Here is a 15133-nt window from a genome sequence, read left to right as displayed (position 1 = left end):
TCATGAGTAAAATTCAAAACGTAACTGAAAGCAAAATTCAGGTCCGTGATCTGAACTTCTATTACGGCCAGTTCCACGCGCTGAAAAACATTTCGCTGGATATTGCCAAAAATAAAGTCACGGCCTTTATCGGTCCGTCCGGTTGCGGGAAATCGACCCTGCTGCGTACCTTCAATAAAATGTACGCGCTGTATAATGAGCAGCGTGCGGAAGGTGAAATCCTGCTGGATGGCACCAATATTCTGACAGATACCCAGGATATCGCGTTATTACGCGCCAAAGTGGGTATGGTGTTCCAGAAACCGACGCCGTTCCCGATGTCTATTTATGACAATATTGCTTTCGGTGTCCGCCTGTTTGAAAAACTGCCGCGTGCCGAAATGGATGAGCGGGTACAGTGGGCGCTGACCAAAGCGGCGCTGTGGAATGAAACCAAAGACAAGCTGCATCAGAGCGGCTACAGCCTCTCCGGTGGTCAGCAGCAGCGTCTGTGTATTGCGCGCGGTATTGCTATCCGCCCTGAGGTTCTGCTGCTTGATGAGCCGTGCTCGGCGCTGGACCCAATCTCCACCGGCCGTATTGAAGAACTTATCAGTGAGCTGAAATCGGAATACACCGTGGTGATCGTCACCCATAACATGCAGCAGGCGGCGCGCTGTTCTGACCACACTGCGTTTATGTATCTGGGCGAACTGATTGAATTCAGTGATACTGATACCCTGTTTACCACCCCGGGTAAGAAACAAACCGAAGATTACATCACCGGTCGTTATGGCTGATGCGGAGACAATCATGGAAAATCTGAATCACAATAAACATATTTCCGGGCAGTTTAATGCTGAATTAGAGCATATCCGCACAGAAATGATGACGATGGGCGGGCTGGTGGAAGAGCAGCTCAGCAAAGCGATCACCGCCATGCATAACCAGGATGAAGACCTGGCGCGTGAAGTTATCGCCGGTGACAAGCAGGTCAATATCATGGAAGTGATGATTGATGAGGCCTGCGTCCGTATTATTGCCAAGCGGCAGCCGACGGCGAGTGATCTTCGCCTGATTATGGCAATTTCAAAGACAATCGCCGAACTTGAGCGCATTGGCGATGTGGGTGATAAAATTGCCAAAACCGCACTGGAAAAATTCTCACAACAGCATCAGCCGCTGCTGGTCAGCCTTGAATCCCTTGGCCGTCACGCGATTCAGATGCTGCATGATGTCCTGGATGCTTTTGCGCGTATGGATATTCAGGAAGCTATCCGTATCTACCGCGAAGACCAGAAAGTCGATCAGGAATATGAGGGGATTGTCCGTCAGCTGATGACTTATATGATGGAAGATCCGCGCACTATCCCGAGTGTCCTGACCGCACTGTTCTGCGCACGCTCTATCGAACGTATCGGTGACCGTTGCCAGAATATCTGTGAATTTATCTTCTACTATGTGAAGGGACAGGATTTCCGTCATGTGAAAGGGGATGATGTGGAACGCATCCTGCTCGGTGAGCATGTGATTGAAGTTTCCGCACACAGTAACAGCGGTGAAAAAGGGGATGATCCGGCGTAACAGGGCTGCTTCTCCGGCGATATTGTCTGTTTTTGTAAAAGTATCCGTTTTGATTTGACCCTGGAGTTAACTCCGGGGTTTATACTTTTTAAAACAGACAAAACAGTGTTTCCGGAGGTGTATATGATGAGTTTATTCAACCGGTTTTTTAATAGCGGCTCCGGTTCCGGTCACGGAAACCGCGGCGGCGGTGGTCATGGCAGCAAACACGGTAATACCGGTTACAACAAGCATGGCCGTGACAATAATGGTTACCCGGAGCAGATCAGCAGGGAAGCACCGCAGAATATCAGCGGATATTGTCAGAAGTGCGGCACCGGCTATCCGCCGGACAGCCGTTTCTGCGGGCGGTGCGGTAATACACTCAATCCGTAAGACAAATGCCGGTCATCACCTGACCGGCATTTTCAATTCAGCGTTTTCTCTGTCCGCACACTGTGTCCTTTATCATCAATACTGATCAGTGTGACAGACCCGCCCGCAGATAAATGCCCTGCATATGCCACCCGGCTCTCTGAGTAAGGGGCAAGCATCACGGTGCTGATATGTGACGGCGTATTGTCTCCGCCGGAAACGAGTGCGGATAATGTGAAATAGTAAGGTGACGGATTGTTCAGAATCAGTGTTTCGCCTGACAGAGAAACAGAAATTTGTTCAGGGACGTCCTCCGGCGGCAGCGGCAGGTCATCCGGCCGGTAAAACAGCTTTATCCGCGTCCGCAGGGCAAATTGCAGAGTATTGCCGGTGGCGGCGGTTTTCGCCGGAATATCCACTACATTGAGATAAAAAACAGATTCCCGGTCATGGGGCAGGCTGTTCTCCGTAATCCGGATTTTCAGCTGCTGCCCGCCGCCTCCGGCGATCCGCGTCACCGGCGGCACCACCATAAACGGCGCGCCGGTCGTTTCCGGTGAGGAATTGATATCCCCCTCATCTGCCCAGCTCTGTACCAGTGATGGTATTTCTCCGCTGTTGGTCAGTTGGATCACAGTATTATCCTGATTTCCCGGAAAAATGACCCGGGTTGTATTAATCATCACTCCCGCATATCCCGCCGGAATACACATAAGCATGATAATAAAAACAGCTGTCCGCATAGTGTCCTCCGGCGATTCAGTTGTAGGAAAAAACCAGGGTCGCGGAACTGCTCATTTTTCCCTGTGTCACCGTACCCGGACTGTAGGGATAGTAATATGCACCGAGATCGACAGAGAAAGCCGGTGAAACCGCACTGCCTTTGGCGGCAGTGAAAATACTGGTGGCGCTGCCCTGAGCATTGGCACTGTCAGAAAATTGTACCGGGCTGCTGAGGTTATTGGCTTTTACCACCCGGAAGCCGACACCGCCCGCACCGCCGGAAACGGTATTGGTCAGCACGGTTTTATCGGACGGCTGTAAATTTGACGACGACAGGAACATGGCAATATCCCGGGACGCGGTGTTACCCGGGAGGAGACTGCCACAGGTAAAATTCAGGCGGAACGGGGTATATCCGGCTTTATCCGTGGTTTTAACGGCATTGATGCTCATCAGCGGCAGATTGACGGTCAGCCCGGCGTTGGTAAAAGTACAGGTGGTCACCGGCGGATTGTAGGTAATCTGCACCGGCTGCAAAAACATATCATTCGGGTCAGCCGGCCATTGCAGTGTCAGTAAAAACTGCAGAATCTTACTGACAAGCGCGGCCAGCCAGCCGACCAGCCCCAGCGTGGTGGCATCAGAGGCAAAAATGACGGGTGTAATCGTCACTGTATCACCCGGGACTTTGGTGTAGTTACCGGTTGGTGTAGTGACGAGATCAAAACGCAATGTGAAACCGGTATTGAGTTCTGTCCCGTTGTGAGTACCTGCCGCCAGGCCGGAAACACTCTTTTTTGTCTGAGCCGTCAGGGTGATATTGACGAGTTGTGCACCGTTATTAAATCCGATTGTCGCTGTCCGGCCATTAAAAGGGGAGTCGATTCCGATGGTATTCGGAAACAGCACCACTGCTGTCGTACAGGTAAACTGGCCGCTGAAGTTGGTCTGAGATACTTTCGATACCGGTGTGGTGGCGCCTGTCAGATCAGTGGAAATATCCAGCATTACGGCCGGTGCTGTCTGGGTGGATGTTACCGAACAGGTGGCATAAGCCGCCCTGCTGCTTATCACTGTCAGGAATAAAAGTAATACAGCGGCGGAGGTTTTCATCATTGTTTCCTTTTACCGGCAGATATTGTGGTTTTTATCCGGCGTCACCACCGGATTGCGGATAACACACTGCTGTTTCCCGTCCGCCGTCAGTTTTATGAGCAGCGAGGACGGCAACTGCCCGCTTTTCAGATAGAGCAGCCCGGACTGTCCGACATACCCCAGTGACTGATGCTGCGCGTCAGTTACCTCTGTACCGAACGGCAGTGTGCCGCCGTTTTCCCGTGCCGCCCGCAGAATGAAGGTCTGGCGGGGATCGGTTTCCATGCGGATATAACTGACCGCGCCTTTATACGGGCTGATCTGGCCGATATTACCGGTCACTTCGGCACCGGAGCTTTTTTCTGTGTCTGACAGCGTGTATGAATTAGTGCGGTAAGGGACGGATTGTGTCATCAGCACCACACCATCACTGTTTGTCAGTGACGCTTTATCTGAATTCACCATCCGGTTACCGGCCTGCGGGGCATCAATAATGGTATAGGTATTGCCGGTGTCACCGGACATGGCGATATGGCCCGGGATCGCGACGATAGTGCCTTTCGCCCCGGCTCCCGCCTGACGGTAATCACTGCCCTCACTGAATGAGCCGGACAACGTGCTGTACGGGTTGCGGTAATTGAGGTTTGCGCCCGCCATGTTGTTGCCGCCGTTCTGATTTGAGCCGGTCAGCGTGTAGTTGACCAGGTCATCTTTACCGGCAGTACCGCTCAGGCTGACTGTTGTTTGCTGATAACGGGAATCGGTGGCGTAAATACCGCTGCTGAGTGATGCACTTTTGCCGAAAACAGAAACCGGCACGCTGACATTCAGGTAAAACCGGGTTTCATTTTTATCATCGAAATTACGTGTCCGCGATGCGGACACGGTATAGCTGATATCGTTATAACTGTTTGAATATCCGAGCTGATATTCGCGGTTGCTGCCACCGGAATTCCAGTAATCCCGGTGGGTACCGGAGATATAAATCACTCCCCGGTTTTCCCCCAGATACTGATTTAAATTCACGGTGAACGTATTTTTAGCCCGTGCACCACGCATGGCATCCAGTGTCATCAGATCCGGTATCTGCCGCGGCGTGTTATCCGGAGTATTTTCCTGTGCATCGCGGTAAGCATCCCAGGCCCGGTAATTATCCTGCTGATAGACAGCATCCGTGAAACTGTAAAAATTCCCGGTGGAGTAGCGGTATGTCGCCAGCGTCAGGTTGGTGGATGTGGTGCTGACAAACTTACTGTATGCGATACGGTAGCTCTGGCCGCTTTTCCGGCCGGTTTTAAAGTCCGCATTTGCCTGAGTGACATCCACGGAAAGCGCGCCGAACGGCAGGTTCCAGGCACTGCCCGCCAGAGCTGAACGGTAATCTTTTCCGGCAATCCCGCCGGTGTAGAGCGTTACGGTATTATTCAGCCCGTAACGAAATTCTCCCTGAATAAACTCCGGGCGGTAATGTGTATTATCCGGCCGCGCCTGACCGGCGGTCAGACTGTAATTATAAATCCCCTCTTTCAGCATATCGGGTACCGCGGAGAAGGGGACGGTAAATGATTCTTTCCGGCCGTCTGCTTCCTGAATCACGACAGAAAAATCACCGCTGCCGCCGGTCGGCTGAATATCACGGAACATAAACTCACCCGGCGGCACATTTTCCTGAAAAATAAGATTACCGTTCTGGTAAATACTGACGAGAGCATTAGTCCGGGCAACACCCCGGATGATCGGCGCGAATCCCTGGCCGGACGGCGGCAGCATATTCATATCCGTGGCCAGTGATACCCCTCTGAATTTAAAGCTGCCGAACAGAGAAGGGGGGGTATAAAAATCCCCCAGCGTCAGCGCAGATAAAATACGGCTGAGCGGACGATAAAGGTAACGGCTGTTATTTTTCCAGCCCTTATGTCCGCCGGAATAAGCGGAGTAAACGGATTCATCACGAAATTGCCAGACACCGAGGTTCAGCCCGGTATTTACCGTGGCAAAAAAGCTGTCGTTACTTTGTTTGTTATTCTTTTTTTGTCTGGCGTTATAGTAATTGGCGTTATAGCCGAGAATAAAGGCGGGTTGTCCGTGATCCCATAATTCCGGATCGATATAACCGGCATCAGCTGTTTTTACCCCGATTTGCGGCACGGACAGATCTAACCGTAATGTACTTTTATTCAGGTGGTAAGTCAGTCCGGATGTCAGAGCATCTGCCGGAACCGGCTGTTTCTCTGCGGATAATTTTTTTGCATCATCAGAAAGGTTCAGCCCGAGCTTATTAATATCTTCCGGCTGAAAATTCAGGGTATTATTGTGTTCTCCCACCTCAACGGTGAACTGGCCTTTCCAGGTATTATTGACATAAACATCCATCAGTTGTTCGCCGGACGGCAGTGTATTTTCCTGATATAAACGTGAAATATCCCCTTTGGCGGACTCTCCGGCCAGCAGGGTGGTATCGAATTCTTCCGTAACGCCTTCGCGGGGATAACTCCATAATCCGGCAATAATAAGAATCGGCAGGCAATGTTGTGTTTTCACGTTATTATCGTCCGTCAGAAAGTAATATTCTTCGGCTTATACACACCGTAATCATCCACATAGGTTACTGAGGCATTACGGGCCGGGAGTGTATTTTTCAGAGGCAATTGTTTTTCAGAAAAGGGCGGGATCATTTCGGATGCCGCCAGCCATGTGCGGCTGCTGTCATTGGCATTGATTGCCGCAATAGTAAAATGGTACGGGGAGTTATTGGTGACGGATAAATGATCACCTTTAAGCTGCCACTGAATATTATCAATGACGGTTTCCGGGTTTGCGGTCAGCCCGGCAGGGCGGTAAAACAGCTTTATCCGTGACCGCAGGGCTACCTGCAGCACACTTTTTCCTTTGGCATTGGCGGGTGTGGCCGGAATATCCAGCACACTGAGATAAAAGACACTTTCCCGGTCATCCGGCAGTTTTTCATTATTTTTCTTTATTTTAAGCTGCTGTCCCTGCATTCCGTCTATTTTGACAATCGGCGGATAAACATAAAACGGGGAATTGCTGTTTTCCGGTGTTGCATTAATATCACCGTCATCAGTCCAGCTCTGGGCTAATGATGATGTCTGACTGTTGTTATTCAGCTGAACAGTAATGCTGTCATTTTCTTCATGGTAAATAAGCCGCGTGCCGTTAATCACGATATTTGCAGCGGCATTACCGGACAAAATAAGCATTATCAGGAAAAAGAATCGGCGTTTCATTATATTCACCCGTAAACAGTCAGGCTTTTTGACAAGCCTGACTGTCTGACAATGGTTATAAATAAGAGACTGTATAAATCACGTTGGAATGTACAGGCCCGACTTTTGCAGGAGATGTATTGGTTTTGTAATAACTGGCAATTAATGTCACCTGATCCGATGCCGGTGCCGTTTTATCGCCTTTCACTCCGGTGTCATACGCCGCATTCAGTGAAAGTGCCACTGACGGTGCGGTTGTTGACGATAAACTGAATCCGACATTTTTCGCGACAGCCGGGTCCCCTTCATTAACGGTATCGTTAATCAGGTAATTCCCGGTTGACGATATATTATTGGGGGATGCGAAATGTATTTTCAGGTTACTTCCGGGCGGGACTGATGCGGGTGCACAATCAGAGAACGTCATGGTAAATGCTTTCTGATTTTTGGTAATGACGGTATTTGCCGTCACTCCGGCATCCGTTACGGTAATCGGATCTAATAATACGGCGAAGTCGGCGCTGTTGCCTCCGTTAATAGTACAGGTCGTATCACTGATAGCACCTGTGATGTTAATAATACCGCCTGCTGCTGTTATTGCAGACGCGGAGCCTGAAAAAAGAGCGGCAGAAACTACTGCTGTAATAAGCGTTTTCTTTAACATGGTTAACTCCGGTAAAAATAAGATACCAGACTGACAAAAATAAGCGTCTATTTTTGCGGTTTTTCATTTAAAGAGACTATGTGGATTAGTCTCTTTAAATCTAGAATCACCAGGTATATTTACCAGTGCTTAATTTTGTATTTTACAGATATGTGATTATTATCAAATTTTATAAATTTTTATTTTCATAGTTTGTCATTTTCATGAAATGTAGTATTCGTTTTTTATTTTGATAGTGTCTTATGTTTAAATGTGAAAATATACAAAATATAGTTGTTTATTAAACGGTTTTTCATGAATAATTTCTCTGTGTCATTAATTTTAATTAACGCCTGCACTGCCTGTTAAGTGTTTCTTATCGTGATTCGGGAATGTTTCCGCCGGGAAAATAATGTGTGATTTTATTTCAGTGAATAATCATAAATAATGTAATTAGTTTTTTTGATAAAAATAGATGAATTAAAAATAATGGCTTGTTATTACAGATACAGCATCTGTCCTTATGTTCATCTTAGAACAATCAGTTATGGAATTATTCTTTCTTAGTATTTCAGGAACTAAGCAGGAGTTGGTAGCGTGAGAGTGTGATTTACACAAATTGACGTTTTCCGTGACTGATTCCAGGGGTGTGTATGAAACCGACATTATTTGTTCCGGCTCTGCTTGCCGGTTTAGCGTTAGTAAGTGGTACCGCACAGGCGGATAAGCTTGATGATATTCAGAAAGCCGGTGTGATCCGTATTTCGGTTTTTGACAGCAACCCGCCGTTCGGATTTATCGATCCGCAGACCAAAAAACTGGCCGGTTATGATGTGGATATTGCGCAGGCTGTCGCGGATGACCTGGGTGTTAAACTGGAGCTGCGCCCGACCAACCCGGCAAACCGTATTCCGCTGCTGGTCTCCGGTAAAGTGGATTTAATCGGGGCGAACTTCACGATTACGGATGAGCGCGCCAAACAGGTGGATTTCTCCATTCCTGATTTTCAGACCGGACAGAAATTTATCGCCCGCAAAGGTGTGCTGAAAACGCCGGAAGATGTGGCCAAACTGCGCATCGGTGCGGATAAAGGCACCGTTCAGGAAGTAACGCTGCGCGAGAAATATCCGGGCACCAAAGTGATTTCTTATGATGACACCCCGCTGGCTTTTGCGGCGCTGCGCAATGGTAACGTCGATGCCATTACCCAGGATGATGCCAAGCTGGTCGGGTTACTGGGCAATCTGCCGGAGTCAGTAAAAGCGGAATTTGAACTCTCACCGTTCAGCCTGACCCGTGAATACCAGGCACTGGCAGCACCAAAAGGGGAAACCCGTCTGGTTGAGGCTGTGAATAAAACCCTGCTGAAACTCGAAAGCGACGGCAAATCACAGCAGATTTATAACCAGTGGTTTGGTCCGGGTACCAAAGCGGAACAACCACGCGGTGAATTTAAGTTTGCACCGCTGGCTGACCAGCCGAAGTAATGTGATTGTATTATCTGATTCAGGCCTCACTCCGGTGAGGCTTCCTGCATTTCTGGGGTAACAGACGGGATTAGCGGATGTTTGAGCAATTTATAAGTACGCACTTACTTGCGCCGGAATATCTGGAATGGCTGGGGCAGGGGTTTGTGATCACCCTGCTAATCGCATTCTGGACAATCCTTGCGGCCACGCTGCTCGGTTTTCTGCTGGTGGCAGGACGGGACAGTCAGTTTGTACCGACCCGCTGGTTAGTTAGTGCTTACACCAGTGTATTCCGTAACACGCCGCTGCTGGTACAGCTGTTTTTCTGGTATTTCGCCTCGGGGGAAATTCTGCCGCAGGCGCTGAAAATCTGGCTGAATACGCCGCATGAGATTGAACTGGCCGGGCTGACACTCGCCTGGCCGTCATTTGAATTTATCGCCGGATGGTTCGGGCTGACGCTCTACTCCGCACCGTTTATTGCGGAAGAACTGCGGGCGGGCATTGCCGGTACCGGGCGTCAGCAGAAATCAGCGGCACTGGCGCTCGGGCTGACACCGTGGCAGTCCATGCGGTATGTGGTGCTGCCGCAGGCGGTCAGAATCGCCATGCCGCCGCTGCTCGGCCAATATATGAATGTGGTGAAAAATTCGTCCCTGACCATGGCGATCGGCGTGGCTGAGCTCTCTTACGCCTCGCGTCAGGTAGAAAGTCAGTCCTTACAAACTTTTGAAGCTTTCGGCGTCGCGACGATCCTCTATATCGCCATTATCGCTGTGATGGAAGCATTCGGACAGTGGCGGACACAGCGGGCACTGGCACGGGGGTATTAAGATGGATTTTTCTGTAATTCGTGATAACTGGGAATATCTGCTGTTCGGCACTTTTCCTGACGGACCGCTGGAAGGTGCGGCACTGACGCTGGTGATCAGCCTGATTGCCGGGGCCATTTCCGTGGTGCTGGGGACTATCGGCGGGGTGATGCTGGCGATGCTGCGCGGCTGGTGGGTGAACCTGTTTGCCGCATTTCTCGGTTTTTTCCGCGCTATTCCCATCATTATGCTGATATTTTGGGTTTATTTCCTGCTGCCTATCGCGTTCGGTGTGGATGTGCCGGAAATCACCACGGTGGTCTGTGCGCTGGCGCTGGTCACCTCGGCCTATATCGCCCACGGCGTGAAAGCGGGGATTCTGGCGATCGGCAAAGGACAGTGGCAGGCGGGTATGTCTCTCGGCTTCAGCCGGTGGGAAGTGCTGTGGCATATTGTGTTACCGCAGGCACTGCGGATGATGATCCCGTCCTTTATTAATCAGTGGATTGCGCTGATTAAAGACACCTCGCTGGCCTATATTGTCGGTGTGGGGGAACTGTCGTTTCTTGCGACTCAGGTCAATAACCGCAGTATGGTGTATCCGACAGAGATTTTCCTGTTTGTCGCCTTTATCTATTTTGTGATGTGCTCCGGGCTGGAACTGGGCGCAAATGCCCTGATGCGCCGTTATTCATTGCAGCGGCAGCCCCGTCAGTCATGGCTCGCCCGTCTGTCTGGCCGCGGCAGGGAGAAACCGGTACAGTTGTCAGAAAAACCGGCTGCCTGTACATCATAAGTTTGATCAGTGACAATCCCGGTACAGTTAATGGCCGGGATTTTCCCGCAATGAAACGCAAACGTTTTCTTTTTGAAAATGATGCGGTAGGATAAGCCGAAAAAAACAAATTTCCGGGACTCCTTATTCATGACTACTCCGACTTCCGGCACTGATCCTCATCAGGGCCTGCTCCAGCGCGTGTTTAAATTACAGGAACACGGCACAACTGTCCGCACAGAAATTATTGCCGGGCTGACCACGTTCCTCACCATGGTGTATATCATCTTTGTAAACCCGCAAATCCTCTCGTTCGCCGGGATGGATATCAAAGCGGTGTTTGTCACCACCTGTCTGATTGCGGCCATCGGCAGTATCGGGATGGGGTTATTTGCTAATCTGCCGGTGGCGGTTGCGCCGGCGATGGGGCTGAATGCCTTTTTCGCCTTTGTGGTGGTGGGTGCAATGCACTACTCCTGGGAAGTGGCGATGGGCGCGATTTTCTGGGGGGCGGTCGGGCTGTTTATCCTGACCCTGCTGCGCATCCGTTACTGGCTGATTGCGCATATCCCGCTGGGTCTGCGGGTGGGGATCACCAGCGGTATCGGGCTGTTTATCGCCATGATGGGGCTGAAAAACGCCGGTATTATTGTGCCGAACGCGGATACGCTGGTGACTATCGGTAAGTTTACCGATCACGGTGTGGTGCTGGGCGCACTGGGCTTCTTTATTATCGCCATTCTGGCTGCCCGCAATATCCACGCGGCTGTACTGGTGTCAATCGTGGTGACCACCTCCATCGGGCTTTTCCTCGGCGATGTCACCTATAAGGGCATATTTGATGTGCCGCCGGGAATTACCTCTGTGGTCGGCCATGTGGATATCATGGGCGCGCTGGATTTATCCCTCGCCGGGATTATCTTCTCGTTTATGCTGGTGAACCTGTTTGACTCCTCCGGTACGCTGATCGGTGTGACAGACAAAGCCGGGCTGGCGGATGAGAAAGGCCGTTTCCCGAATATGAAAAAAGCGCTGTATGTGGACAGCATCAGCTCCGTCGCCGGCTCTGCGATGGGAACATCCTCCGTGACCGCATTTATTGAAAGTACTTCCGGGGTTTCTGTCGGCGGTCGTACCGGTCTGACCGCCATTGTGGTTGGTCTGCTGTTCCTCGCGGCGATCTTTATTTCACCGCTGGCAGCGATGGTTCCTGCTTATGCGACTGCCGGGGCGCTGATTTATGTCGGCGTGCTGATGACCTCCAGCCTGGTGCGCGTGAACTGGAATGATCTGACCGAATCGGTTCCGGCGTTTGTGACTGCCGTGATGATGCCGTTCAGTTTCTCTATCACCGAAGGGATTGCGTTAGGGTTTATCGCTTACTGCGCCATGAAGCTGGGCACCGGCCGCTGGCGTGAGCTGAACCTGTGTGTAGTGGTGGTATCACTGCTGTTTATTCTGAAGATGGTATTTGTGGACGCCTGATTCAGGCCGTCAGTCAGATGTGAAAAAACCGCGCGGTGATCGGCGCGGTTTGAAATTGCTGACAAAGCAGGATAAAACGTGGTTTTTCCTGCTTTGTGTTATCAGCCGAAAATCAATAAATTGATTTTCCTGGTTTATTTTTACAACCTCTGCCGGTCGTCGCCAACCCCTGCGGGTTTGTCAACGGCCTGAAACCGCGCGGTGATACCGGCGCGGTTTTTTTGTCTCTGTTTTAGTGTGCGGGATACACAATCCCCAGACAGACGGCTTCTTCTTTTGCGCCGGGCTGTGACTGATATATGACCTGTTTCCGCTTCGTGATAACCAGATCCGGCCAGTCTTCCAGCGCGCCGGTAAACGGCTCATCCGCGCAGGTGCGGTTCGCTTTGCCGATCAGCAGGGCACCGTCCCGGCGGATATCCTCACGGGTGACATGCAGGTTATAAATATTGGTTGCCCGGTAGGTATGGCCAAACTCATTGATCCACGGCTGGATAGTTTCCGGCTGGTGCTTACCATAAAAGGTCAGCCACTCATGCAGGTATTCCCCGCCGGTATATTTCAGCGGTTTTCCGGTTTCCTGCTCCCACCAGGTTTCCGCCTCCGCAGTAAAGGTTTTCAGCCCGATATTTTTCTGTCCGGCATCGCGGATATTGAGACTCATCACTGTGGCATAGCCTGCGATAACGATAACCGCAAAGGCTATCAGCCCGTTCATCACGTTTTTCAGCGGTTTTACCGGCGGTGTTACCACCGAGCAGATCAGCGCGGGGATGCTGAGCAGGACAAAAGGCTGTAACCACTCGGTAATGCGTCCGCCTTTATGGAAGGTGAACCAGATATAAATTACGGCGAGCGGTGCCAGAATCATAATATTGATAAGCCGTTTTGCCTGTTCTTTTGGCCAGCTGAAACGGCCGCCTTTAAGACGGATAATGACGGCAATAATGATCAGCGGATAAAAAACCGTGAACAGTGAACCGGTGGTTTTCAGGGTTAAACCGGTTTTAATTTGTGAATCGACCCATTTAAAGGCGGCAAAATCATTGTTAACCAGCCAGATAACATTCGGAATGACCAGAGCAAACCAGAGGGCGATAGCGGCATAAAACCAGGGCGAGCGGTAACTTTCCCGCGCTTTCGGTACAAACAGCGTGAAGAGAAAGACCATACCGACCAGCGCCAGCGTGGAATATTTGCCCATGGTGGCAAGCCCCGACGTCAGTGCAAAGCCCATCCACCAGGCGGGATTGTCATAAACGGCACGGACAAAAAAGTACAGCACCCATGGCCAGAAGGTGACCAGGATATAGTTATCATTATAAGGAATTAAATCAAAATTAATGATCCCCGACAGATTCAGTGACAGCAGTGCCAGCCAGGCAAAATCAGTACGCTGCGTGAGGCGGTGTGTCAGATACCACACGCCGCCCATACCGATACCGATGCCGGTAAAATGGATGAAATACCAGTAGAAATCGGCGGCAATCAGATCAGGGAAGGCGATGACCGGATACATCAGCATGCCGACCAGCCACGGATTTTTCGGCGCACCCCATTCACCGGTTTTTCCCCAGTTGAGGGCTTCTACTGCATCATACGGTACTGTCGGATCGAATCTGTAACTGATAATAATCCAGAGCGTGACATAAGCTGCGACCCAAAACCAGACGGGGCGGTGTGACGTTTGTTGTGAAAAGTGCATAATTCTATATCTTGGTTAAAATAATAGCTGTGTTCATTATTCACCCGGAGGCGAAATGATAGATCGTTTTGACGGAAATCAGGGTAAACTAGCCGCCAGCGAATCACTGTCATAGCTGCGGGTAACCCGGAAGCCGTGAATATAGTTTTGTACTGTTCATTTACGTGGTAAATGTTAACACAAATTAATCAGTTAATTTTTAAGCGAGTAAGGTATATGGCCGCTATTTCAAAAAAACCATCCCGGTCACGGACACCCAAAAAAAGCCGTGAGGAGCTCAACGCGGAAGGCCGTGAACGTAAACGGCAGAAAAAGCACCGCGGTAATCCGTCCGGTGCCCGTCAGCAGGATGATGCCCGCAAGACCGGCCGTGGTACGGATAATGCGGTTGCTGATCCGCGTATCGGCAGTAAAAAACCGGTTCCGCTGATTGCTGAAGGCAGAACCTCTGTCAAACCGGCGGTAAAAAAACCGGCTGAGCCGCTCAAAGCCAGATTGTCTCCGGAAGAAGAGCTGGTAAAACTCGAGAACGACGAGCGTCTCGATGCATTACTGCAGCGCCTTGAGAACAATGAAACCCTGACCGCAGAAGAAAATACTTACGTCGATACCATGCTTGAACGTATCGATGCGCTGATGGAAAAACTCGGTATTTCTCTTGATGAAGATGATGATGAAGAGAAAACCGACGACATCATGCAACTGCTGAAAGGGCGCTGATCTTCCGTTATTCCGCTGAAACCGGCGGTACTGCATTAAAACCGGCGTAACAGGCGACTGTTATGCCGGTTTTCTTATATTCAGCCTACGTGTTTGCCGTGTTATCTGCCTTAATAGCGGATTAAATACCGGTATTAAGGCGGTTATCTGCAATATCAGTGCGTTTTTTCTGTGACGGCACGGGCAGATATATTATTGAAAATAATAAATAATTCTGAAGAATAATGCAAAGTTATGCTGATACGGTTCTCCGGGAGATTCCAATGAGTAATACACAACGTCAGCCGCATGATCACAGCCGCTTTATCCGCTGCCTTGGCTGGGTGGCAACCTTTACAGCATTCTGCATGTATGTCTCGTATATTCCTCAGATAATGGACAATCTGGCGGGGCATAAAACATCCCCGTTACAGCCGCTGGCTGCCGCATTTAACTGTACACTCTGGGTGATTTACGGCATTAAAGTGAAAGATCTGCCGGTGGCGGTCGCCAATGCGCCCGGTGTTCTGTTCGGATTAGCGGCGATGCTGACGGCTCTGTAGTTATGTCACCGACGCCGGAT

Annotated in this window: 15 protein-coding genes; 9 read left to right on the top strand and 6 right to left on the bottom strand. The window is 50.3% G+C overall.

What is annotated here, in order from left to right; all coding sequences use genetic code 11:
- Window positions 1-2 precede the first annotated feature (2 nt).
- The 3 genes from pstB to AAZR23_RS14635 all read left to right on the top strand — a co-directional run bounded on the left by pstB (window position 3) and on the right by AAZR23_RS14635 (window position 1938).
- The gene (pstB, locus tag AAZR23_RS14645) at window positions 3-779 is read left to right on the top strand and encodes a phosphate ABC transporter ATP-binding protein PstB (protein ID WP_004237979.1); all 777 of its coding nucleotides are present in this window, start codon (window positions 3-5) and stop codon (window positions 777-779) included.
- Window positions 780-792: 13 nt separating this feature from the next.
- Complete coding sequence (gene phoU / locus AAZR23_RS14640) at window positions 793-1563, top strand: phosphate signaling complex protein PhoU (protein ID WP_107679949.1); 771 nt, start codon at window positions 793-795, stop codon at window positions 1561-1563.
- Window positions 1564-1686: 123 nt separating this feature from the next.
- Window positions 1687-1938 (top strand): zinc-ribbon domain-containing protein, encoded by a 252-nt coding sequence (locus tag AAZR23_RS14635; RefSeq protein WP_230059738.1) that lies wholly within the window; start codon window positions 1687-1689, stop codon window positions 1936-1938.
- Between the two features lie 32 nt (window positions 1939-1970).
- On the opposite strand, the gene AAZR23_RS14630 is transcribed toward AAZR23_RS14635, so the two are convergent.
- Genes AAZR23_RS14630 through AAZR23_RS14610 form a run of 5 tightly spaced genes read right to left on the bottom strand, consistent with a single transcriptional unit; the run spans window position 1971 to window position 7626 of the window.
- Window positions 1971-2630: a fimbrial biogenesis chaperone gene (locus AAZR23_RS14630; RefSeq protein WP_434693560.1), complete on the bottom strand. Its 660-nt coding sequence runs from the start codon at window positions 2628-2630 to the stop codon at window positions 1971-1973.
- Window positions 2631-2676: 46 nt separating this feature from the next.
- Window positions 2677-3756: a fimbrial protein gene (locus AAZR23_RS14625; RefSeq protein WP_434693402.1), complete on the bottom strand. Its 1080-nt coding sequence runs from the start codon at window positions 3754-3756 to the stop codon at window positions 2677-2679.
- 9 nt (window positions 3757-3765) lie between these two features.
- Window positions 3766-6276, bottom strand: coding sequence for a fimbria/pilus outer membrane usher protein (locus tag AAZR23_RS14620; RefSeq protein ID WP_434693399.1), 2511 nt, complete (start codon window positions 6274-6276; stop codon window positions 3766-3768).
- Window positions 6277-6290: 14 nt separating this feature from the next.
- Window positions 6291-6983 (bottom strand): fimbrial biogenesis chaperone, encoded by a 693-nt coding sequence (locus AAZR23_RS14615; RefSeq protein WP_218427176.1) that lies wholly within the window; start codon window positions 6981-6983, stop codon window positions 6291-6293.
- 55 nt (window positions 6984-7038) lie between these two features.
- The gene (locus AAZR23_RS14610) at window positions 7039-7626 is read right to left on the bottom strand and encodes a fimbrial protein (protein WP_046895012.1); all 588 of its coding nucleotides are present in this window, start codon (window positions 7624-7626) and stop codon (window positions 7039-7041) included.
- A 632-nt stretch (window positions 7627-8258) separates the two neighbouring features.
- Between AAZR23_RS14610 and AAZR23_RS14605 the strand changes: the two genes are divergently transcribed.
- From AAZR23_RS14605 to AAZR23_RS14590, 4 genes are all read left to right on the top strand, one after another.
- Window positions 8259-9092 (top strand): ABC transporter substrate-binding protein, encoded by an 834-nt coding sequence (locus AAZR23_RS14605; protein ID WP_046895011.1) that lies wholly within the window; start codon window positions 8259-8261, stop codon window positions 9090-9092.
- A gap of 77 nt (window positions 9093-9169) precedes the next feature.
- Complete coding sequence (locus AAZR23_RS14600) at window positions 9170-9907, top strand: amino acid ABC transporter permease (RefSeq protein ID WP_434693394.1); 738 nt, start codon at window positions 9170-9172, stop codon at window positions 9905-9907.
- 1 nt (window position 9908) lies between these two features.
- The gene (locus tag AAZR23_RS14595) at window positions 9909-10682 is read left to right on the top strand and encodes an amino acid ABC transporter permease (RefSeq protein WP_434693392.1); all 774 of its coding nucleotides are present in this window, start codon (window positions 9909-9911) and stop codon (window positions 10680-10682) included.
- A 129-nt stretch (window positions 10683-10811) separates the two neighbouring features.
- Window positions 10812-12146, top strand: coding sequence for an NCS2 family permease (locus tag AAZR23_RS14590; protein WP_046895008.1), 1335 nt, complete (start codon window positions 10812-10814; stop codon window positions 12144-12146).
- A gap of 232 nt (window positions 12147-12378) precedes the next feature.
- Here the strand turns inward: AAZR23_RS14590 and AAZR23_RS14585 are convergent, their stop codons facing one another.
- On the bottom strand, window positions 12379-13851 hold the full coding sequence (locus AAZR23_RS14585) for a glycosyltransferase family 39 protein (protein WP_434693389.1): 1473 nt from the start codon (window positions 13849-13851) through the stop codon (window positions 12379-12381).
- Window positions 13852-14067: 216 nt separating this feature from the next.
- On the opposite strand from AAZR23_RS14585, the gene yihI reads away from it, so the two are divergent.
- Both yihI and AAZR23_RS14575 read left to right on the top strand, forming a co-directional pair.
- Complete coding sequence (gene yihI / locus AAZR23_RS14580; RefSeq protein ID WP_046895006.1) at window positions 14068-14571, top strand: Der GTPase-activating protein YihI; 504 nt, start codon at window positions 14068-14070, stop codon at window positions 14569-14571.
- Between the two features lie 263 nt (window positions 14572-14834).
- Window positions 14835-15113, top strand: coding sequence for a SemiSWEET family transporter (locus AAZR23_RS14575; RefSeq protein ID WP_046895005.1), 279 nt, complete (start codon window positions 14835-14837; stop codon window positions 15111-15113).
- The last annotated feature ends 20 nt before the right edge of the window (window positions 15114-15133 follow it).

It is taken from the genome of Morganella sp. Je.2.23 (assembly GCF_051129855.1).
GTDB lineage: Bacteria > Pseudomonadota > Gammaproteobacteria > Enterobacterales > Enterobacteriaceae > Morganella > Morganella sibonii.
The sequence above is the reverse complement of the archived record's forward strand: the minus strand, read 5'-3'. Positions and strand labels throughout refer to the sequence as shown.